This is a genomic window from Leptolyngbya sp. PL-A3, assembly GCF_039962325.1.
In the GTDB taxonomy this organism is placed as follows: Bacteria; Cyanobacteriota; Cyanobacteriia; order Elainellales; family Elainellaceae; genus Vacuolonema.
In genome coordinates this window covers 83579-105151 of the sequence record NZ_JAMPLB010000008.1, presented here as the reverse complement: position 1 = coordinate 105151, position 21573 = coordinate 83579, and the positions used below count along the sequence as shown (strand labels likewise).

The 21573-nt window shown below is 53.3% G+C and carries 17 protein-coding genes; 10 read left to right on the top strand and 7 right to left on the bottom strand.

The window, feature by feature from the left end:
• Positions 1 to 32: 32 nt before the first annotated feature.
• The 7 genes from NDI52_RS08795 to rnc all read left to right on the top strand — a co-directional run bounded on the left by NDI52_RS08795 (position 33) and on the right by rnc (position 7934).
• Positions 33 to 800, top strand: coding sequence for a YebC/PmpR family DNA-binding transcriptional regulator (locus tag NDI52_RS08795; RefSeq protein ID WP_190771701.1), 768 nt, complete (start codon positions 33 to 35; stop codon positions 798 to 800).
• 128 nt (positions 801 to 928) lie between these two features.
• The gene (locus NDI52_RS08790; protein ID WP_242035672.1) at positions 929 to 2281 is read left to right on the top strand and encodes an FAD-dependent hydroxylase; all 1353 of its coding nucleotides are present in this window, start codon (positions 929 to 931) and stop codon (positions 2279 to 2281) included.
• Positions 2282 to 2424: 143 nt separating this feature from the next.
• Positions 2425 to 2994, top strand: coding sequence for a MarR family transcriptional regulator (locus NDI52_RS08785; RefSeq protein ID WP_190771703.1), 570 nt, complete (start codon positions 2425 to 2427; stop codon positions 2992 to 2994).
• Between the two features lie 84 nt (positions 2995 to 3078).
• Positions 3079 to 4422 (top strand): efflux RND transporter periplasmic adaptor subunit, encoded by a 1344-nt coding sequence (locus NDI52_RS08780; RefSeq protein ID WP_190771704.1) that lies wholly within the window; start codon positions 3079 to 3081, stop codon positions 4420 to 4422.
• Between the two features lie 146 nt (positions 4423 to 4568).
• On the top strand, positions 4569 to 5789 hold the full coding sequence (locus NDI52_RS08775) for an ABC transporter permease (RefSeq protein WP_190771705.1): 1221 nt from the start codon (positions 4569 to 4571) through the stop codon (positions 5787 to 5789).
• Positions 5790 to 5962: 173 nt separating this feature from the next.
• Positions 5963 to 6679 (top strand): ABC transporter ATP-binding protein, encoded by a 717-nt coding sequence (locus NDI52_RS08770; protein ID WP_190771706.1) that lies wholly within the window; start codon positions 5963 to 5965, stop codon positions 6677 to 6679.
• Between the two features lie 541 nt (positions 6680 to 7220).
• Positions 7221 to 7934, top strand: coding sequence for a ribonuclease III (rnc, locus tag NDI52_RS08765; RefSeq protein WP_190771707.1), 714 nt, complete (start codon positions 7221 to 7223; stop codon positions 7932 to 7934).
• 52 nt (positions 7935 to 7986) lie between these two features.
• Here rnc and NDI52_RS08760 read toward each other — a convergent pair whose 3' ends face one another.
• On the bottom strand, positions 7987 to 10005 hold the full coding sequence (locus tag NDI52_RS08760) for an amylo-alpha-1,6-glucosidase (RefSeq protein ID WP_190771708.1): 2019 nt from the start codon (positions 10003 to 10005) through the stop codon (positions 7987 to 7989).
• A gap of 234 nt (positions 10006 to 10239) precedes the next feature.
• Between NDI52_RS08760 and NDI52_RS08755 the strand changes: the two genes are divergently transcribed.
• On the top strand, positions 10240 to 10869 hold the full coding sequence (locus NDI52_RS08755; RefSeq protein WP_190771709.1) for a class I SAM-dependent methyltransferase: 630 nt from the start codon (positions 10240 to 10242) through the stop codon (positions 10867 to 10869).
• Between the two features lie 7 nt (positions 10870 to 10876).
• Here NDI52_RS08755 and recQ read toward each other — a convergent pair whose 3' ends face one another.
• A complete protein-coding gene (gene recQ, locus NDI52_RS08750; protein WP_190771710.1) occupies positions 10877 to 13117 on the bottom strand; it encodes a DNA helicase RecQ in 2241 nt (746 codons plus the stop codon).
• A 707-nt stretch (positions 13118 to 13824) separates the two neighbouring features.
• On the opposite strand from recQ, the gene NDI52_RS08745 reads away from it, so the two are divergent.
• Positions 13825 to 14280, top strand: a complete 456-nt coding sequence (locus NDI52_RS08745) for a DMT family transporter (protein WP_190771711.1) — start codon at positions 13825 to 13827, stop codon at positions 14278 to 14280.
• Positions 14281 to 14459: 179 nt separating this feature from the next.
• On the opposite strand, the gene fabF is transcribed toward NDI52_RS08745, so the two are convergent.
• Complete coding sequence (gene fabF / locus NDI52_RS08740; protein ID WP_190771712.1) at positions 14460 to 15710, bottom strand: beta-ketoacyl-ACP synthase II; 1251 nt, start codon at positions 15708 to 15710, stop codon at positions 14460 to 14462.
• An 83-nt stretch (positions 15711 to 15793) separates the two neighbouring features.
• Here fabF and NDI52_RS08735 point away from each other — a divergent pair, with 83 nt between their 5' ends.
• On the top strand, positions 15794 to 16402 hold the full coding sequence (locus NDI52_RS08735) for a TetR/AcrR family transcriptional regulator (RefSeq protein ID WP_190771713.1): 609 nt from the start codon (positions 15794 to 15796) through the stop codon (positions 16400 to 16402).
• 123 nt (positions 16403 to 16525) lie between these two features.
• Here NDI52_RS08735 and NDI52_RS08730 read toward each other — a convergent pair whose 3' ends face one another.
• The 4 genes from NDI52_RS08730 to cbiD all read right to left on the bottom strand — a co-directional run bounded on the left by NDI52_RS08730 (position 16526) and on the right by cbiD (position 21454).
• A complete protein-coding gene (locus NDI52_RS08730; RefSeq protein ID WP_199307681.1) occupies positions 16526 to 17422 on the bottom strand; it encodes an acyloxyacyl hydrolase in 897 nt (298 codons plus the stop codon).
• Positions 17423 to 17610: 188 nt separating this feature from the next.
• Positions 17611 to 18117: a phosphate-starvation-inducible PsiE family protein gene (locus NDI52_RS08725; protein ID WP_206754911.1), complete on the bottom strand. Its 507-nt coding sequence runs from the start codon at positions 18115 to 18117 to the stop codon at positions 17611 to 17613.
• A 375-nt stretch (positions 18118 to 18492) separates the two neighbouring features.
• Positions 18493 to 20112, bottom strand: coding sequence for a glutamine-hydrolyzing GMP synthase (guaA, locus tag NDI52_RS08720; protein ID WP_347280016.1), 1620 nt, complete (start codon positions 20110 to 20112; stop codon positions 18493 to 18495).
• Positions 20113 to 20338: 226 nt separating this feature from the next.
• Positions 20339 to 21454: a cobalt-precorrin-5B (C(1))-methyltransferase CbiD gene (gene cbiD / locus NDI52_RS08715; protein ID WP_190771714.1), complete on the bottom strand. Its 1116-nt coding sequence runs from the start codon at positions 21452 to 21454 to the stop codon at positions 20339 to 20341.
• Between the last annotated feature and the right edge of the window lie 119 nt (positions 21455 to 21573).

Here is a 21573-nt window from a genome sequence, read left to right as displayed (position 1 = left end):
CCGTTCCAACCGTACTGTGAAGCGCAACTCCTATGGCAGGACATAGTAAATGGGCTAACATCAAGCGCCAGAAAGCGCGGGTGGATGCCGTCAAGGGCAAAGTTTTTGCCAAAATTTCCCGACAGATTATCGTCGCAGCCCGCACTGGGGTGCCCGATCCAGCGGGGAATTTCCAATTGCGAACCGCCATCGATAAGGCGAAGGCTGCTGGGATTCCCAACGACAATATTGACCGAGCGATCGCCAAAGGTGCAGGCAAACTGGGTTCTGACAACGCCCTGGAATCTATCCGCTATGAAGGCTATGGCCCGGGCGGGGTAGCGATTTTGATCGAAGCCCTGACAGACAACCGCAACCGCACGGCTGCGGACCTGCGTGCTGCTTTCAGCAAGCGGGGCGGCAACCTGGGAGAGACAGGCTGTGTCGGCTGGATGTTCGAGCAAAAGGGCGTTGTCACGGTCTCCGGCAATCTTGATGAGGACGTGTTACTGGAAGCCTCCCTTGAAGGCGGTGCCGACACCTATGCCATGACCGAAACTGATGACGAGGAACCCGCCGCAGACGTGTTCACTGACGTTCCAAATTTGGAAACCCTGCAAACGACCCTCAAAGAGCAGGGCTACACCATCGAACAGACCGAGGTGCGCTGGATCCCTCAGAACACCGTCGAAGTGACGGACTCTGACCACGCGATCGCCCTTCTCAAATTGATGGATGCGCTAGAAGATTTGGAGGACGTGCAATCGGTCACGGCCAACTTTGAAATGTCCGATGAGTTGATGACATTGAGTTTGGTATAACCGCTCTTCTCGCCGACACCCGGTGTTTTAAGAACACTGGGTGTTCAAGTTTTCACCGCAACCTTGTTTCCATCAGCCGATCGCGCCACAATAATTAATATTCCCCTTGCTTCAGGCTGTAACTGGCTTTGAAGTGTTCTGTCCGTCACCTATTACTGCTGATGGTGCTCGATTCGCAAACAGTTTCCTCTGCTCAATCGGAATTCTCGGTTCCGGCTCCTCTGGATTATGACGTGGCGATCGCCGGAGGAGGCCCCGTAGGTCTGACCTTGGCTGCAGCCCTAAAGGATTCTGGCTTACGGGTTGCCTTGATTGAAGCACGCCCACTCGAAGCCGGTCTGACATTTAATCGTGCCTATGCCCTAACGCTGATGACTGGGCGTATTTTCACGGGCTTAGGAATTTGGGACGAGATCCTGCCGCAGATTACGACTTTTGATCAAATTCGTCTAGCCGATGAAACCTGTCCGGCGATCGTCAATTTGCAACCGGCAGATCTGGGCACGGCAGAGTTGGGCTATGTGGGCGAACATCATGTGTTGGTGCGCGCTCTGCTTAATTGCCTGAAAGATGCGTCTAACCTCGATTGGTACTACCCTGCCAGTTTGATGGAGTCGGACTACCGGGAAGATGCTGTGCATCTGACCCTCTCCGTCGAAAACCAAATTCGCACAGTGCGAGTGGGCGTGCTGGTAGCGGCTGATGGATCGCGATCGCCCATTCGTCAGGCGGCAGGTATCGGCACCCGAGGCTGGCAGTACTGGCAATCCTGCGTCACGGCCGTAATTCGTCCTGAAAAATCCCATCAAAATATTGCCCGTGAGCACTTTTGGGCCAGCGGTCCCTTCGCCACCCTACCACTGCCAGGGAACCGCTGCCAGATTGTGCTGACAGCCCCTCATGCCGAAGCTCAGCACTGGTTAGAGGTAGATGAAGTAGAATTCTTAGCCGAGCTCAATCGTCGCTATGGTGGGCAGTTAGGTCGGTTGGAACTGCTCGGCAATCGCGCCCTCTTTCCGGTGAAGTGGATGCAGTGCGATCGCTACAGCCAGCGCCGCCTAGCTCTGGTCGGTGATGCGGCTCATGCGTGCCACCCGGTTGGGGGGCAGGGCTTAAATTTAGGTATCCGCGATGCTGTGGCCCTCGCAGAAGTCCTTCAACAGGCTCACCAGCAGGGTGAGAACCTGGGTGCCCCCCAGGTACTACGCCGCTACGAACGCTGGCGTCAGCGAGAAAATCTTCTCATTCTGGCATTCACTGACTTCCTCGACCGCAGTTTCTCGTCTCCCTGGCCTCCTCTCGTCGTCCTGCGTCGGCTTGGATTACGCCTGATGCAACGCGTGCCCCTCTTACGCCGCCTCGCTTTACTACTGATGACGGGGCTCAGCGGACGTTACCCATTGCTAGCCCAAAAAGCGGTTGTTGGTGTACCCCGCTCGGCTCACGGATGGGCGAAGTCAAATAAGACGGATACCCCATGAAGGGTGCCATGCAGCCCCAAATTATGAGCCTGCGAATCGCAAATCCCCCATCTGGGTGAATCGGTAGAGGGACGACATCCCCAAACCCCCGAGCTAGATTAGATATATTCAGGTTTGCGGAGAGATTCTACGTCTTAAGTTCAATGTTTACTGAACAGACTGAACCTACTGAATCTGTGTTACCCTACGTAAAGAAAAGTAACGGTTTGGGTGAGAGTCCGTTGACGCGATCGCAACCTTCAGAGCAATCCCACTTCATTGAAGAAATGGGGCTGATGTTTGAACAGCTCGGGATGCCTCGAATGGCGGGTCGCATTCTGGCTTGGTTGTTGATTGCCAATCCACCCCTGCAGTCGAGTGGGGAGTTGGTGGAGGTTTTGCAAGCCAGCAAAGGATCGATCAGTACCATCACCCGGATGCTGATTCAGATTGGGCTGATTGAGCGGGTTGCGTTGCCCGGCGATCGTCGTGACTATTTCCAGATCAAGCCCAATGCTTGGTCGCAGATGACCCAGCAACGGCTAACCCAGATTGCCGCCTTTCGAGAGTTGGCTGATCGGGGCTTGAGCCTGGTGGAAGGCGGCCCTGAAGCCCAGCGACGTTTACGGGAAATGCGAGATATCCATGCGTTTTGGGAGCGGGAGTTGCCTCGGCTCCACGAACGATGGGAAGAGGAGCAACGGGAGCGAGAGCATTCTCGACCCCCAATTTGACGGCGCATCCAAGCTCGGTTCGATAAGGCTTCCCCGGCCTGTAATTCGGGGGGACATGATTACTGATGCAAGGAATAGGCAGGTATGGCAGCACAGTTTCCAATGATTAAAAAAGGGCAGCAACCTCCCGCTTGGCTTCTAGCTCTGATTGCCGCTGGGGTTGTTGGGTTGGGTACTGCTGGGGTCATTACCGTTCGGCAGAAGTCTGAACCCGTAGATATTTCTGCTCTGACCGTTCCGGTCGAGGCCCAAGCCTTAACCGTGCAGATTACAGCAAATGGCCGAGTGCAGCCCGTTCAAACGGTCAACCTGAGCCCTAAAAATGCAGGTGTTTTAGAAGAATTGTTGGTGGAGCAGGGTGAGCGTATCCAAAAAGGTCAGATCATTGCCCGTATGGAAAGCTCTGATTTACAGGCTCGGCTGACGCAAGCTGAGGCACGAGTTGAGCAAGCTCGGGCTCAGTTGGCGCGGGTACAGGCGGGCGATCGCCCTCAAGAAACCGCCCAGCGCCGTGCTGAAGTGAGCCAGGCAGAAGCCCAGGTAGCTGACGCCCAAACCCGCCTTTCCCTGGCAGAAACCCGATTAAACCGCAATCGCACGCTACAAGCAGAAGGGGCCATCTCCCAGGATGACCTGGATGCGATTGAGCAGGAAGCCCGCAGCGCCCGCGCTAATCTGGCCTCTGCCCAGGCCAACCGACAGGCCATTGAAGAGCGGTACGCCCTCTCCCGTAGTGGGAGCCGTACCGAAGATATTGCAGAGGCCGAAGCTCAGTTGAAAGAGGCGATCGGCAATTTGCAATCGGCCCAGGTACAGCTGGAAGACACCATCATTCGTGCCCCCTTCACTGGCATTGTCACCCAGAAGTACGCTACAGAAGGGGCTTTCGTGACGCCAACCACATCTGCATCGGATGCCTCCTCGGCGACATCCACGGCGATCGTGGCGCTGGCAAACGGGCTAGAGGTACTGGCGGAAGTGCCGGAAGTGGATATTGGCCAGATTACCGTTGGGCAGCAGGTCGAGATCCGTGCCGATGCGCTGCCTAACAAGGTATTTAAGGGACGGGTGCGGCTCGTTGCTCCGGAAGCAGTGGTGGAACAAAATGTCACCTCCTTCCAGGTGCGAGTCGAAGTGCTCACTGGGGAAGCAGATCTGTTATCGGGAATGAACGTGGATCTGACTTTTTTGGGCGATCGCCTCGATAGCTCCATCGTTGTACCGACCGTGGCGATCGTGACGAAAGACGGCCAATCCGGTGTCCTCGTACCCGATGAGCGCAGTACCCCCGAATTTCGTCCAGTCACCCTGGGTAGTGCGATCGGTGATCAGACCCAAGTTTTGCAGGGGCTGAATCCTGGCGAGCGCGTCTTCATTGACCTGCCTCCCGAGGAAGCCAAAAAGTGGATGAACCCGAATGATCAGTAAAACGTTCATTGCTGATGCGCATTACACATCAGCAATGAACTTGGTAGGAATGCCGGAGAGAAATGCAATTTTAATTTTTTGAACGTGTAGCGTACAGAAAATTTAATCCTGTAAGAACGCCAGAGAGAAAGGCAAGGAAACGCCTGATGGTTGATTTTCTAGAAAGCACGAAGATGGCTGTTAAAACCCTGACGGCTAACCGGCTTCGGAGTGCCCTGACCATGTTAGGCATCATTATTGGCAATGCATCGGTCATTACCATGGTCGGGGTTGGTGAAGGGGCGCGGCAGTATGCCTCAGGGCAGTTTGAATCTCTAGGGCCGAATGTGCTGTTCATCATTCCTGGTAGTCAAGACTCCCAGGAGCGAACACTGGAGCGGCCCAAAACCCTGACCCTGGAAGATGCAGAGGCGATTGATACTCAGGTGCCCACAGTGTCAGCGGTTGCCCCACAACTGCAAACGCAGCAAGCCATCGTTGCAGGAAACCGCAGCAATAGTTCCACCATCATTGGGGTTACCCCTGATTTCATGGTGGTTCGAAGCTTTGAAGTCGCCAATGGGCGATTTATTTCCAAGGAGGATGTAGAGCGGGGTACCCGTGTTGTGGCCCTGGGGCCAGAACTGGCGGAGAACCTATTTCCCAATCAGAATCCCATTGGCAAGACCCTTCGCATCAAAAACATTAGCTTTGAAGTGATCGGCGTAATGGTGGCAAAGGGAGCCTTCCTGGGCAACAACCAGGATGATGTTGCCTACGCACCCCTGACAACCCTCTCCAATCAAATCACTGGAAATAACTCTCCCTATGGGACGGAAGTTACCTTCATTTCCGTCAATGCTCGGGATGAGCAGTCTATGACGGCGGCTCAGTTCCAGATTGTGAATTTGCTGCGGCTACGCCACAAAATCGCGGACGAGGATGACTTTACGGTACGCAACCAGAAAGATGCTCTACAGCTAATTGGCAACGTAACGGGGGCATTAACGGTGATGCTGGCGGCGATCGCAGGCATCTCCCTCCTGGTCGGTGGTATTGGCATTATGAACATCATGCTGGTGTCAGTACGCGAACGGACTCAGGAAATTGGTTTGCGGAAGGCGATCGGCGCATCAGAGCAAGACATTCTGTTGCAATTCATGATCGAGGCGACGATTCTGGCGGCTTTGGGAGGGCTAGCGGGAACGGCGATCGGCATTGGTGGTGTAGCCCTGGTGAGCGCGGTGACGCCCCTGGAAGCCGGTATTTCAACGAGTGCCATTCTGCTGGCTGTGGGAGTATCCGGTGGAATCGGTTTATTCTTCGGGGTTGTCCCTGCCCGTCAGGCCGCTAAGTTGGATCCCATTGTTGCGTTGCGCAGTGCTTAACGCTGTGGGGGGGTGGGGTGCGAGGGTTGCCCGGTCACTTTTGCGAACATGAATAAACTCCTAGTGGGGTGAAGTATTCGGAAGCGATCTGTGCATTGTCGTCACCATTTCCCAGAAGTACCCTACGGTCTCCTTGTTCCCTCGCCCCCTTGCCCTTTCCCTCTTATCTTTCTATGAAAACTATCATTCGTTTTGAACACATCTCTAAAACCTATGGTTCAGGTAATACAGAGGTACGGGCTCTCTCGGATGTTAACTTGACGATAGACTCGGGGGAGTACTGCTCCATCATGGGACCATCGGGGTCAGGGAAATCAACGGCCATGAATATCATTGGCTGTCTAGATCGGCCCACAGAAGGGCGCTATGACCTGGATGGGGTGGATGTAGCCCAACTTCCCGATGGGGAGCTGGCTCATATTCGCAATCGCAAAATTGGGTTCGTGTTTCAGCAATTTCATCTGCTGCCCCAGTTGACGGCGATGGAAAATGTAATGTTGCCGATGGTATATGCCAGCGTACCTCAACGAGAACGGCAAGAACGGGCTGCAGAAGCCTTAACGCGGGTGGGTTTAGGGAATCGCCTCAATAACCGTCCCAATCAGCTCTCAGGGGGGCAGCAGCAGCGTGTGGCGATCGCCCGCGCCATAGTCAACCGTCCCGTTCTCCTGCTGGCTGACGAGCCAACTGGGGCCTTAGACTCTCGCACCACCCAGGAAGTGATGAATATTTTTGCGGATTTGAACACTTCTGGTATTACTGTAGTCATGGTCACCCACGAACCTGAAGTTGCACGCCTCACCAACCGTATCGTCTGGTTCCGAGATGGGCAGGTCATTCATGACAACATGGCTCCGGAAGACCTGGGGAAGCTTATGGTTTCGTCGTAAGATATTCCATTTCTTCGGTTATCTATCTTAGGGTAGAGCCCTTATAATCCCCCATGGGATTTATTTATAAGTAGATCGTAGAACCTGCCTCAATAGAGGGCTATCTGAAGATGCTTGAAAGGTTAATGATGAGTGCCTCGTGCATTATTCATCACCTCGGGAGTGCGCCATCTTCGGTAGTGTTACTGCCCTATAGCCCCTTAATGGCTCCTAATGCCTCTAGGACATGCAAGTCAGATGGCTATATGCCTTCTTGCTTGGGCTTGGGAAACTATAGCCCCCTATGGTTTCAGGTTCGCCTATAAAGGCTCGGTCAAGTTACCCTGGCCCACCCTAAAACAGATAGCCTCCTTGGTCTTCTCACCGTTGGCTTGATGTGGGGGAGGTCTTTTACCTGAAAAGCTGACGTTGCTGAAACGATGATCACTGGCAGCCCTGCCAGAATGATTCTCTGTCGAGTGACTGTTAAACAGGCTCTACAGACAGCTTTTCCTGGCATTGTCTGGGCAAAAAACAATCCTTTCAACTCGCGTGGTTGACTATGTATCTAAAGTCTGAACCTGTTACCCTAACTCATCCTTTGCTTCAGTTCGCTCATCCACATCTTCTGGAACAGGCGTTGACCCATCGTTCTTATGTGCGTGAACATCCTCACGGAGCGATTGACAATGAACGGTTAGAGTACCTGGGAGATGCATTGTTAACGTTTCTTTGTGGAGACTATCTCTATCATCGCTTCCCTAAAATCAAAGAGGACGAGATGACGCGGCGGCGGGCAGCCCTGGTAGATGAGACTCAACTCGCAGAGTTCGCCCTGGAAATTGGGTTGGATCAAAAAATGCGGCTAGGGCGTGGTATTGCCCAGGATGGAGGCACCCAAAACCGCAATTTGCTCAGCAGTACCTTTGAAGCGGTAGTAGGAGCCTTCTACTTAGACTGTGATCGCAATATCGAAAGAGTCCGCCCCGTAATCGAAGCCCTTTTCGACCAGGTACCCGAACAGGTCATGACTAGTCGTTCCACATTAGATTCTAAAAATCGCCTTCAGGAATGGACCCACGCCCATGTGGGCCACACGCCGCCCCAATACGTCACCGAGAAAATTGGGGGCACTGACCACAATCCTGAATTTGCTGCCCAAGTTTTTGTTGGCGGCAAGCTCATTGGTCGCGGTCAGGGCCGCAGCAAAAAAGAAGCAGAAAAGCAGGCTGCTGAACACGCACTGAGCAATTTATTACGACGCGGTTTGTTGTAATGATGTGTGAGCGCTTCGTATGGCAGGTTTTACCTACCATACGAAGCGCTTATTAGGCTTCAATCACATCGTCCCAGTGCCGAATTAGTTCGGCCACAGACCAGGCTTGAGCGATCGCTCCCCGCGCTTCATGGGGTGCATCTCCGTCAAAGATTTCGGAGATGGAGTCCAAGCAGGCATCTTGCTCAAAGTGATAGAGCAGATGCTTGGCTGACCAGGGAAGAGGTTCTTCCGGAAAATAGCGCTTCCAGGCCCGGATGAAGGGGCCGATGAGCCAGCTCCAGACGGTGCCCTGGTGGTAGGCGCGATCGCGTTCCCATACGCCCCCTTCGTAGCGCCCCTGGTATTCCGGGTCAGAGGGGTCGAGGGAGCGCAGGCCGTAGGGAGTGAGAAGGCGATCGCGGGCTATCAGCAATGCCTGACGGGCCTGATCGGCGGGAAAGCCACAATGCTCCAGGGAGAGGGCCAGGATGGCATTGGGGCGGATTTGAGCATTACGCTCGTCGTTAGGAGCAATCAGGTCGTAGAAATAACCGGCATCGGCGTTCCAGAACTGTTGCAGCGAGGCTCTAACTTGCAGCGCCTGCTGGCGGTAACGGCGTACATGATTGCCAAAGTTAGTCGGTGGCTCGCCCCCCGGGTAGCCCTGTTGTAACTGCTCGGCCCAGCGGTCAGCCCAGCACAGGGCCGAATACCAGAGGGCGTTAATCTCAATGGCTTTGCCCTGGCGTGGGGTCATAGGTTGGCCCTCCACCACCGCATCCATCCAGGTCAGCGCGACGCCGGGCGTTTCCCAGGTCACCAGACCATCTGATGCATCGACCCGAATATTGAAGGCGGTACCAACCATAAACCTTTTGTAGATCTGCTGCACCACGGGATACTGCTGTGCCAGAAAGTCCCAATCTTGAGTAGCTTCCAGATACAGCCCCAGAGTTTCGATCCACCAAAGCGCGGCATCGATGCTGTTATAGGCTGGGCGTTCATCGCCATCGGGGAAGGTGTTGGGAATCAGCCCATTGTGGCAATACATGCCAAAGGTGCGCAGCAACCCCCGTGCTAACTCGTAACGTCCGGTAGCCAGGGCCAACCCTGGAAGCGCTATCAACGTGTCGCGTCCCCAATCGCTAAACCAGGGATACCCGGCAATAATCGTTGGCCCTTGAATGGAACTGCGATAAGCAATAAACTGGTCACCCGCCTTCAATAAGCGCTTCAACAGGGGGGAGGCGGTAGGAGCAACGGCCGGAAAACTGCGGTTCAGGCGAGTCTGTTCGGTTTCGAGTGCCTGGGCAAAGGTGGTATCGCTGACGGGAACAAAGGGCCGTGAAGAGCGCACCACGGCCTGTACGGTAATGGCCTCGCCCGGTTTGAGGGGAACCGTGAGATAGCCTGGATTGTAGAGATCTTCGCGATCGCCCAATCCTCGCTTTTTCTCCTCAGGATAGCTGTAGTCGTAATACCAGTTCGGATCTGCCATATATTGGCCCCGGTTCCAACTGAGTTGCCAGGAGGTGCCCAACTCATCGGCCAGACAGGCTTGAAAAATCACCCGTTGAGATTCCACAACCTGGGAAAAATGCAACTGTTGGGTTTTAATCTGCTGGCTATGGAAGTTGCGATCGCCAATTAAAGGCCGCAGGGTCAACACCGCCAGGGCTGGCCCCTGGTACTGGTACTGCACCAGCACACCATTATGGAGAATAGGCGCTCCGTCGGAGCCCGTTGCCTGATTGCTACAGGGCATCACAATCTGGCGGGTCAGCTGCCAAGTATCATCACCCCATATCCAGGTGGGCACTGGGTCACGGCTAAACGATTGCAACCAGCCGTAACCCACAGGGGCAATGGCTCCACTGCCCCATAAATGGGTACTCAGCTCATAGGGTTGTCCCCCCATGCTCAATACGGCATCAATGTGAGATAGAAGCAGGGTACGGCGACCAGGGGGGGCGATCGCCGCAATTAACCAACCATGATAGGTGCGGGTGTGGGCATCAGCGATGGTGCCACTGGCAAAACTCCCCAGCCCATTGGTGAGCAGCCATTCTCGAGTATCAAAATCCTTCATAAAGGGAGCGTATCAGAGTCATACCTCACCTTGTAGAAGCTTAGACTTTGCTTAAGCTCCTCCAAAAGCGATAAATCAGCAACGGTGGTGTGGGGCACATTGTGCCCCACACCACCGTACTTAATCAACGCGCACAGCGCTATATTCGGCAACGAGAATCAAGACGGCGATCGCCATACTTGCGCAATTGAGAAGTTTTAAGAAAAATGGGGTTCTAGCTATATCCCGCAGGCTATGACAAACCTTTGGACCTCCGCAGACCATGCCCTGAGCTATCTGGCCCGAGCCGATCAAATTCCCCATCGTACAGAAGGGGAACGGGTATTGCTGGACCATGTACCCCGTACTGTGCGCCGTATTCTTGATTTGGGAACCGGAGATGGTCGGTTGTTAGCGCTTCTTAAGATCGATCGCCCCCAGTCTAGCAGCGTTGCCCTCGATTTCTCGGACACGATGCTGGCCGCAGTGCGCTCACGCTTTGCTAATGACCCTACGACTCAGGTCATTGCCCACAATCTCGATCAGCCGTTGCCAGACCTCGGCTCTTTCGATGCGATTGTCTCCAGCTTTGCCATTCACCACCTGGCTCACTCTCGTAAGCGGGAGCTGTACCAGGAAATTTTTGAGCGACTGGAACCCGGTGGCATCTTCTGCAACCTGGAACATGTTGCATCTCCCACCCCACGCTTACACCGCCAATTTATGGCAGCGATCGGTTACGACCCCCATCAAGAGGACCCTTCAAATATTTTGTTGGATGTAGAAACTCAACTGGTTTGGCTTCGAGAGCTGGGTTTCGACGATGTGGATTGTTATTGGAAATGGCTAGAAATGGCTTTGCTAATTGGGGTGAAGCCATTGTAGCGGCCGATCAAAACTCTTCTGCTGGAGCCTGACGCGATCGCCGCCATGCCCCTCGGACTAGCTTGATTTCGTCATAGTTATAGGCCTCCCCTAAAAACTCCCGCAGCTCCTTCAGGAAAATATCTCCCTTAATCTCGAAGGCTTCCCAAATCGGGGTTTGTCGCTCTGGCTCTACCAGAGCATCTAAGTTGACCGGTCGGCCGGCTTCTAGTAATTGCACCAGATGGTCGTAAACTGTCGTGAGCTTCAAGCCACGCTTGGTGGCAATTTCTTCAGGAGAGCAGCCCTCCAGATGGAGATCGAGCGTGGCAAATTGGGTACGGGCCAGTAGGGGGGGCCTCTGGCTCGAGGGGACTGCTGCTACCTCCCCAGCCTCGGAGGATGCCGTGATGGGCTCCTCGTCTCCGCAGATCTGACGGATGGCTTCCATAAAGGCTAAGCCGTAGAGTTCTAGCTTCTGCTGACCGACGCCTGAAATTTTGATGAACTGCTCGGGAGTACGGGGCTTCATCCGAGCCATATGGCGCAAGCTAGAGTCTGGAAAGACCATGTAAGGTGCCAGGTTGCGAGCATCAGCAAGGCGTTTGCGGAGGCGGCGCAGGGTATCGAAGAGCAGGTCGTTTGTGGTGCGATCGCCCTCTTCCATGTCTGGCTCGGTCTGTACGGCTCGGGGTGGTACCGAAATCAGTACGGACCGCTGTCCTCGCATAACTTCCCAACTCTGCGCGTTGAGGCGGAGAATGCTGTAGCCGTCTGTGGTTTCGTCTAACACACCCTGGTGCAGCAGCGATCGCGCCAGCAGCTTCCAGTCATCTTTGGAGCGATCGCGCCCAATGCCATAGGTAGACAGCTTATCGTGGCCATTCTCAAGAATCCGTTTGACCTTCGCCCCTCGCAGCACGTCGATGATGTAGACCATGCCAAAGCGCTCTTTGCAGCGGGCTACACAGGAGAGGAATTTCTGAGCTTCTACCGTCCAATCTTCAATTGGGTCGGGGCGCAGGCAATTGTCGCAGTTGGCGCAGTTCCCCTCCAACGTTTCCCCAAAATAGCGCAATTGGATTGTGCGACGGCAAACGGGGCTGCTGACATAGTCCACCATCTGCCGCAATTGCTGACGGGCAATCTGCTGCTCTTCCTCCAGAGGGTCGCCGGTTTCAGGATGGCGCTTCTGATCAATCAAAAACTCAATCGAGCGAGTATCACCATAGCTGAAGAATAAAATGCACTGAGCCTCCTCTCCATCCCGCCCGGCCCGTCCGGCTTCCTGGTAATAGCTCTCCAGGTTTTGAGGGAGATCGTAGTGGATCACAAAGCGTACGTCTGGTTTGTTGATACCCATACCAAAGGCATTGGTGGCAACAATAATCCGCGCATCGTCTCGGGTAAATCGCTCCTGGTTTTCACTCCGCAGGTTGTTGGTCATCCCCGCGTGATAAGGCAGAGCGTCAATTCCATCTTGCTGAAGGCGATAGGATAGCTCATCCACTCGCTTGCGGCTGAAGCAGTAGATGATGCCCGTTCCCGGTGTGCGACGGATATAATCCAATAATTCTGCGTAGGAGTTTTTCTCCTTGGGGCGCACTTCGTAATAGAGGTTGGGGCGGTTGAAGCTGGCAATGTGGATGTGGGGCGATCGCAACTCCAACTGCTCTTCAATATCCAGCCGTACGCGCTCTGTAGCGGTGGCTGTGAGCGCTATCATCGACACGCGGGGATAGCGTTGGCGCAACTGACTCAGCTGCCGATATTCTGGGCGAAAATCGTGGCCCCATTGGGATACACAGTGGGCCTCATCGATCGCAAAGCTTCCCAATCCAACGGTATCCTGCACTTCCGTCAGAAATTCCAGAAATGACTCACTCAGCAAGCGCTCAGGTGCCACATAGAGCAACTTGACCCGCCCTTCCAGGACCGCCTGCCGCCGTTGAAACGCTTCCTGCCCACCCACAGAGCTATTGAGGAAGGTGGCTGCAATGCCGTTATCCTGTAGCCCCTTAACCTGATCCTGCATAAGCGCGATCAGGGGGGAGACGACAACCGTTAACCCTGGACGTAGCAACGCTGGAAGCTGGTAGCACAATGACTTTCCACCCCCCGTTGGCATAATCACCAGGACGTCCTGATGGGAGAGAGTTGCCTGAATAATTTCTTCCTGCCCAGGGCGAAACTGCTCGTAGCCAAAGTAGTGCTTGAGAGCCTCACGAGGCGTTTTCAGAACGGGTGCTGTGGGATTGGGGAGAAACATTGTAGGTGGAGTAGGATGCACCGGGTTCATCTTTGTAGAATTCCCGGTCTTGTTCCAGAGTATTGGCTGAATGGAGATGCGTCGCTTGGCAAGCCTAGCGGCTTGTTAGTAAGTATGTTCGCATATTTACCACGTTGAGGACAGGATGTTTGAGGAGTGGCGATCGCCCTCAAATAGAGGGAGCATGATCATCTTTATCCACATATAGTATGTCCGCGAACGCTTTATGTCGTGCATATTCTATATGTGGTTTTGGGGTTATTCAACCCGCCGATGTCTCCCTGCATCAGAAAAGGATGGTTTTTCGTGCACCTATCTATAAATAAACGTCTTTAACCTGAGCTTGGGGCTAAGGGCTTTTTCGAGGGGCGCGCTCCTTAAAAAAGCCCATTTTGGGCTTAACCCGAATTCAGGTTCTTTAAATAACCTGAGTTTGGATTAAGGGCGTTTTCGAGTGCCGCGCAACGCGCGGCACTCGAAAACGCTTCTTTTGGCGTGCGCTTTGCGCACGCCAAAAGAAGCACTTCAGCTTATCCCGAACTGAAGTTTAATTACTTGATCTCAAATATCTTGATGTCAAGCTAAACAGATGCTTTAATGAAAAATATCTTGAGATCGAGATAAATGTTTTGCCTTTTCTGGCTGTGCAGGTAGGCGATCGCGATACAGCACCGAAACAGGGGTTATTAAAGCTTTTGGAGACTTGAATGAACGGACGCACGATCTTTCTGCTTGCGGCTCTGGCGGGCGGAGCTGTTTTACCGATTCAGGTAGCCCTGAATACTCTGCTACGACGGTATGTAGGAGAACCCATGCAGGTCACGTTTGTGTCCTACCTGGTGGGAACGCTGGCATCCCTGACGATTTGTGTCGTGGCTCAATATCCCTTGCCCACCTGGATTTCTCTATCTCAAAGCTCCTGGTGGATGTGGGTTGGTGGGTGTTTGGGAACGTTGTATGTCTGGTCAACGATTTTTGCGACTCAGAAAATTGGGGCAACCTTGACCCTGTCCCTGACGATCGCCGGTCAAATGATCGCGGCTCTGTTTCTCGATCAGCAAGGAGCTCTCGGGCTGACGAAGTTTCCCGCTACGCCAGAACGGATTGGGGGAGTTGTGCTGGTTGTTTTGGGGGCTTCGTTGGTGGCCTATGGCAAACGGTAATAAAACGACCGAGCGTTCTAGCGTAACTTCTAAGGAGATTTCCAAATAATGGGGATATTGTTTCTCAGAAATCTCCTAAACAGTGGATGGTGTGTGAGACAGAACCATTGGCTGAATATTGAGAAACCCAATGTTTCTAAAACACCGGGTTTCCAGGCTATTTTTAGCTCAAGATTTTTCTAAATTCTGCGAAATACAAGAGTAGTGTTGTGCCCGCCAAATCCAAAGGCATTGGATAAGGCGACGTTAATTTCCCTGGTCTGGGGTTTTTCTAAGGTGTAATCCAGGTCGCACTCCGCATCCAGAGATTGCACGTTGATGGTGGGCGGAATCAGGTTGTATTGCATGGCGAGGATGGTGGCGATCGCCTCAATCGCTCCAGCAGCTCCCAATAGGTGCCCAGTCATGCTTTTGGTCGCCGACAGCTTCATCTGGTAAGCGTGTGGGCCAAAGACTCGCTTGATAGCATTTGATTCTGCAACATCCCCTAATGGCGTCGAGGTGGCGTGCAGGTTGATATAATCGACGGCCTCAGGAGCAATGTTTGCATCCTGCAACGCTCGTTGCATGGAGAGAATAACGCCACCTCCGGAGGGGTCGGGGGTGGCGTAGTGGTAGGCGTCAGACGATGCCCCAAAGCCTGCTACTTCTGCATAAATTGTGGCGTCACGGGCCTGGGCGTGACTCAGGGTTTCGAGAATGAGCACCCCGGCGCCTTCTCCCACGACAAAGCCATCGCGATTGGCATCAAAGGGGCGACTTGCCGTTTGGGGGTCTTCATTGCGGGTTGAGAGGGCGCGCATGGAGGCAAAGCCGCCGACCCCCAGAGGTGTAATGGGAGCCTCGCTGCCACCACATACAACTACGTCAGCATGGCCATGCCGCAACAACATAATGGCATCGCGAATGGCATCGTTGCCCGTAGTGCAGGCGGAGGTAACGCCGTGGCTGGGGCCGCGCAGCCGATGCTGCATGGCGACCATCCCGGCCGCCATGTTGCCAATCATCATCGGAATCATGAAGGGGGATAACGCGTTGGCTCCCTTCTCGATCAGCACTTTGGCCTGAGTTTCTAGCACTTGTAGCCCACCAATGCCTGAGCCCAGGACTACGCCGATGCGATCGCGCACGTCTTGAGAATACTTCGCCAGGTTCAGGTGAGCATGGTCAATAGCCTGCTGTGTCGCGGCCAACGCATATTGGCAGAACAGATCAAGCCGTGAAGCTTGTTTCCGTTCCATATAATCCAGCGGGTCAAAGCCTTTCACTTCACAGGCAAAGCGGGTTTTGAAGGGGCTGGCATCGAAGCGGGCGATCGGCGCGGCACCACTCTCTCCCCGCATCATGGCTTTCCAAAAGTCGTCAACCGAGAGCCCGATGGGGGTCACAGCTCCCAGTCCCGTAACCACAATTCTTTCTGGCGTATGCATAGGGCGGTCAGACAGGCATTCACGAACATGGCTAATCCTACTGTAATATAATACCGACCAATCGGTATTATTTCTTGAACTCCATGGGAAAAGGTGACAAAACGCGGCAAGCGATTCTCCAGAAGGTTGCCATTCTCTTCAACCAGAAGGGGTATGCGGCCACATCGATGCAAGACATTACCCACGTGACCGGCATTCAGCGAGGGGGAATTTACAATCACTTCACCAGCAAAGAAGCGTTAGCGGTGGAAACGTTTGAGTATGCCTGCTCGGTATTGGGGACCCGATTGATGCAGGGAGTGAATGCTGAGGTAACCGCTCTGGGGCAATTGAAGGCGATCGCCACCACCTTTGCCGATCTCTACATTCAAAATCCCCTTTTTCCCTGCGGTTGTCAGGTGCTCAATACGGCTGTTGAGGCGAAGCGACACATGCTGCCCCTGCGCCAGAAAGCCCAGGAAGCCATGACTAAACTTCAGAACCTAATTATTGAGAAAACGCGAGAGGCGATCGAGCAGGGTGAGTTACCCGATTCCATTAACATTGACGCCCTGGCAGCTATCTTTGTTTCGACACTCGAAGGTGCGATGGTATTAAGCGTTTTATATGATGACTCTGCTTATCTACGTCATGCTGTAACGCATCTCCACGGACATCTGGATAGCTTAAGAGCCAGTTCATTCATAGAATAAAAACCTTATTTCTGAATGGGAAATAGGATGTGGAACCGCGGTTCCATATCCTATTTCTCACTCAGCTATGGGTAAAAACGTGCGCGGTACAGGCTGCCACGCACGTTTTATCAACCGAATGACTCAGCGTGGAAAATTAACCCCGACATAGCCAAAAATCAAATCTTGCCCAGGGTTGCTGTCAGAGGTATCGGCATTGGAAATATGATGCCAACGTATTCCAACCATAAGACGGTTACGCTCGTTCAAGCGAATGGTAGCACCACCCCCTGCTTGAGGCGTGAAGTTATATCGAGTGCCATCACTAGGCACGCTATCCGTTGTTCCTATGAGACCTGCGCCGCCATCAATGTATAAAGACCAGTTTTGCTGACGAATAAAATCCCAGCGTAGGATTGCAGCCAGGTTAAGACCTAGGGCATCATCACCCGGTTGGTTAAAGGCCATGCCATTTAACTCGAAGTTGATGCTGTTGCCATCCAAAAAGAAATGAGAAATACCTGCGCCCACCAACCCAAAATTACGCGTTTCGTCGCTATCCAGATTGCTGGCTGCGCCTCCCTGCACGTACCAGCGTTGAGATCCCTGTTGCCCGTAAGCCGGAATGGGCTCGGAAGAATTATTTTGGGCTAACTCCGTAGACTCCGGTGATGCAGCTTCAGCAACAATGGGAATCGTTGCCAGTTCCGCTGTTGTAGGGTCAGGAGCCGATCCCCCAAAAGACTCAAATACTGGAGAGGCTGTTGTTTCAGCCGCAGCCGGAGCTGAAGGAACCTCGGAGATCGGATCAGGTTGCACTTTCTGGCTAAGCGCCAACCCGGAAGCCAATGTTTGGGATTTGTTTTCCAGTATTGGCTGAAGGGTTAGCTTAGGGGCCTTCAAGTCTGCCCCATTGGAAATGGGGTTGGCCTGTGAGCTGTGGATAGGGAACAGGGCGATCGCCCCTGCGGCCAGAGCGACTAATGTAGTAGGGCGCTTGCTATGAAGCTGTTGAGTTGGAAAAGAGCGTTTTGAAATCAAAGTCGATCCTCAGTGACAACGGCGCAATGATTCGCGCAAAGAGTTCTGCTCAAGCGAGAGAGCAATAGGCGAGTCAGCTAACTACAAACTATAGCGATCGCTACCGTCGTCAGGATAAAAACTCAAGCATTTGTGTTGTGCGGATGCTAAGCACCCCGCACAACACAAATGCTTGAGTCCTGTCTTTGTTAATCGTGGTCGGAGTGATCGGGATTCTGGTCGTGTTCAGAATTCTGGTTGCGATCGTGGCGGTTGGAATGCCGAACGATCCAATAACCGCCTGCCAAAGCTAAAACTGCAACACCTAACCCAATTAGCTCTACCCCAGTGGTCGACTTGGAATCGAGGATGATAATTTTCCGGGCAACGGCTGTGAGGGATGTCACAATCACAAGTTCGACTTGCACAACGTGCTTTTTGAGGTATGCAGAAATATTCTCCAGAACCTCTAGGGCGACCAGCACGTTCAGAAACAAGCCAAAAATTTCCAGTAGGGAGGAGGTGAAGGAGCCGTAGGGCTCTTCAAACACAAGCTGGCGGATCATGACACGCCATAAATCGACGCTGGCTACGATCAGAACGACGATCATTCCCAGCGATAGCAATTTTGCGACTAAGCTTTCCGTTCCTTTTAGCAGGGAAAGAAAACTGTCATCGCTGGCGATCGCTCTCCAGTACTTATAGATATTTCTCAATGAACTATCTCCCCTGCATAACCCCACATCAATGAATCATAGAAGCAAATGCTCCCGTGATAGAGGGTTCTATGGGGAAATTTACATGAAATGTTTCTGAGATTTTCACAGGCTCCCATAAAAAGAACTAAACTTCAGTTCGCTTTACATTGGAGACAGCCTGCACTAGCGCATAAGCTACAAAGCTTGATATAAGAGCACTTTCCGTAAACGGCACGATTATGCACCGGCAAGGAAAATAAGTTTTTGAATCATCTTCTCCACAACCTGTGGAAAGTTTTCCACAGGTTGTGGGGAGTTTTCCACAGGAGCCTGTGGAAAGAAAGATCACCTGTATCTAGTACAGGTGATCGCTGAGAAAGTGACGGTGAAATTTTATTCCCACTCGATGGTGCCAGGGGGCTTAGAGGTGATGTCGTAGACCACCCGGTTGACCCCCCGCACTTCATTCACAATACGATTTGCCATTAGCTCCAGCAGATCGTAGGGAACCCGTGCCCAATCAGCCGTCATACCATCTTCGCTGGTGACAATACGCAACACGATGGGGTATGCATAAGTGCGCTGGTCGCCCATGACCCCTACGCTACGGATCGGTAGAAGGACCGCAAAGGCCTGCCAGTAGTCGTTATAGACTCCATGGCGGTTGATTTCCTGACGCACAATCAGGTCAGCGTCTCGCAGGATGTCCAGCTTCTCCTCGGTCACTTCGCCCAGAATACGGATGGCTAGACCGGGGCCGGGGAAGGGATGACGGTTGATAATCTCGTCGGGTAAACCAATAGAGCGCCCTACCTTCCGCACCTCATCTTTAAACAGCTTCCGCAGCGGTTCTACAAGCTTAAACCGCAGATCCTTAGGCAAACCTCCGACGTTGTGGTGGCTCTTGATTTTGACGGCGACCCGCTCTCCGGTTTTGGGGTCCACGTTGGTATCAGCAGACTCAATCACGTCAGGATAGAGGGTGCCCTGTGCCAGGTAGTCGAAGGGGCCAAGCTGCTTCGATTCTTCTTCAAAGACTCGAATGAACTCGTGACCGATGCGCTTGCGCTTTTCTTCGGGATCGTCGACTCCAGCGATCGCGTTCAAGAACCGCTCCCGCGCGTTCACATAATGCACCGGAATGTGGAACTGCTCATTAAATAGCTTCAGCAAGCGCTCTGGCTCTAGCTTTCGCATGAAGCCCTGATCGATGAACATGCAGGTGAGCTGATCCCCAATGGCCTGGTGCAGCAGAAACGCCAGGGTCGAGGAATCAACGCCACCCGAGAGAGCCAGCAGAACGCGCTTATCTCCAACCTTGGCACGGATTTCGCGGGTTGCTTCTTCTACAAACGCGGCTGTTGTCCAGGTCGGCTGACACTCGCAAATGTGGTAGACAAAATTGCGAATGAGAGCCTGCCCACCCATAGAATGCACCACTTCCGGGTGGAATTGGACGCCGTAAAACTTCTTCTCGTGGTGGGCGATCGCGGCCACCGGCGTATTGTCCGTGTGAGCCAACAGCTGAAATCCTTCGGGCATCTCCATCACGGAGTCGCCATGGCTCATCCACATGGTTGAGCCATCGTCTACGTTGGTCAGCAAATCAGTGGGGTCGTCAATGAGCAGAGAGGCTTTGCCGTATTCGCCTCGCTCTGCCCGTTCGACGGCACCGCCCAATTGCTGCACCATCAACTGCATGCCATAGCAGACCCCCAACACAGGAATCCCCAGATCCCAAATACCGGGGTCACAAACAGGGGCACCGGGGTCATATACAGAGCTAGGGCCACCGGAAAGAATAATACCCTTGGGAGCAATCCGGACCAGCTCTTCAATGGGTGTGCGATAGGACAGAACTTCTGAATAAACCTGGGTTTCTCGAATACGGCGTGCAATCAGTTCGGAGTACTGCGAACCGAAGTCCAAAATAATGATGTTCTGACGGTTTAAAGGCTCGGAGGTCTCCAGCGAAGGAGAGTCAGTGTCCCGGGTTTCGAGGTGAGCAGTCACAGTGGCTAAATCCTGATAGATGTCTCTTCGGGTTAAGTGGGCAGTTGCTGCCCACGAGTGAACCAAACGGTTCAGAAAACGGCCCGCCGCCAAAAACAACGGGGGCAATCAAAGGGAAATTGGTAAAACCAAGCTGTAAAATTTTTAGCTCCGCGCGATCTACGACTTAAGCGCGATGCAAATGTAAGTTTAAAGTGTTTGTGACGAACAAGTTATTTGGAACATCTTAACAAAACTTGGTTAATATCGCCGATCCGGTTTTGCTCACAACAATCACCTGGCGATCGCCTCCAAATAACACAGATCCCACTAAAACCGTTCGTTCCGCATGCTTACGGATGTAGTCAGCGGCCCGATGGTCAACCTCCTGGGCAATCGCTCCGTATACCCTATCCACCCAGCAACTGCCGATGGCGGTATCTAGCGATCGTAAATGAGCCAGCCCGGCTTCGGCAGTTTGACAACTGAAGATTTTCTGGAGATTTTCTGGGGAGAGCCCTACTTGGGCGCAAAAAGCGGTCAGCACCTCCCGCCGCCCGTCAGCAACATGGTGATGGCTGTGGAAAATGCCCCCGGCCAGCTTCATTAACTTGCCGTGGTAACCAAACAGCAGAATTTGCTCCACTCCTTGCATTCCTGCTTCCACAAGTAATGGCCCTAGCCAGTTAGCTGTTTTGACCAGGCGGGTCGCCGGAACTCCCATCTGCTGTGCCAGGCTCAACCCATTCTCACCAATACAAAACACCAGGCAGCCACGATGGGGACGCGATCGCACGTCTTCACGGAAAGCCTCTAATTGGTCAGGCGCACTCAACGGCTGTGAGAGACCTGAGGTGCCAAGCAGCGATAATCCTTCTACAACGCCAAAAGCAGCATTGGAGGTGCGCTGAGCCAGCGATCGCCCCTCGGGCAGAATGATGGTGACCGTGATGCGATCGTGCTCCCCCAGCAGCGGCAGCAGATTTGCCTCCATGACCTGTTGTGCGTAGCGGTAGATAGCAGGCCGCTCTTCTGCTGTAATCCAACCGATGCCTTCTCCCCCCCGAATCGTCAACTTTTCTCCAAGAGCCTGCTCTGATAAGCGCTCTACGATTGCCCAGATTGGGGTGTTTCGCGTCATATCCACATTATCGCCAGGATCACTGCGGCTGATCCCCAATGCAGAATGAGGGCCGAGTCGGGCTACCTGTTCAATTGGAATCTCAACGGTTTCTGCCGGATTGACGAGATCCAGGGAAACTGTGTTGAGTCGTCGCAAATCCTCCTGGAGCCAGCGGAGAGCAGCGATCGCCGCCGCACAGGCAAAGACGGGCAAGGTATATCCAGCACGGGGAGACGTCACGATAGGGCTATCACACGTTCAATACCCATTCATTCTCGCAGGCTACCTTTATCGCAACGCGCACCTCGTAAAATTCTTTGGAGGAAATGTAGGGGCGGGTTTAGCTATGACTGTTTGCC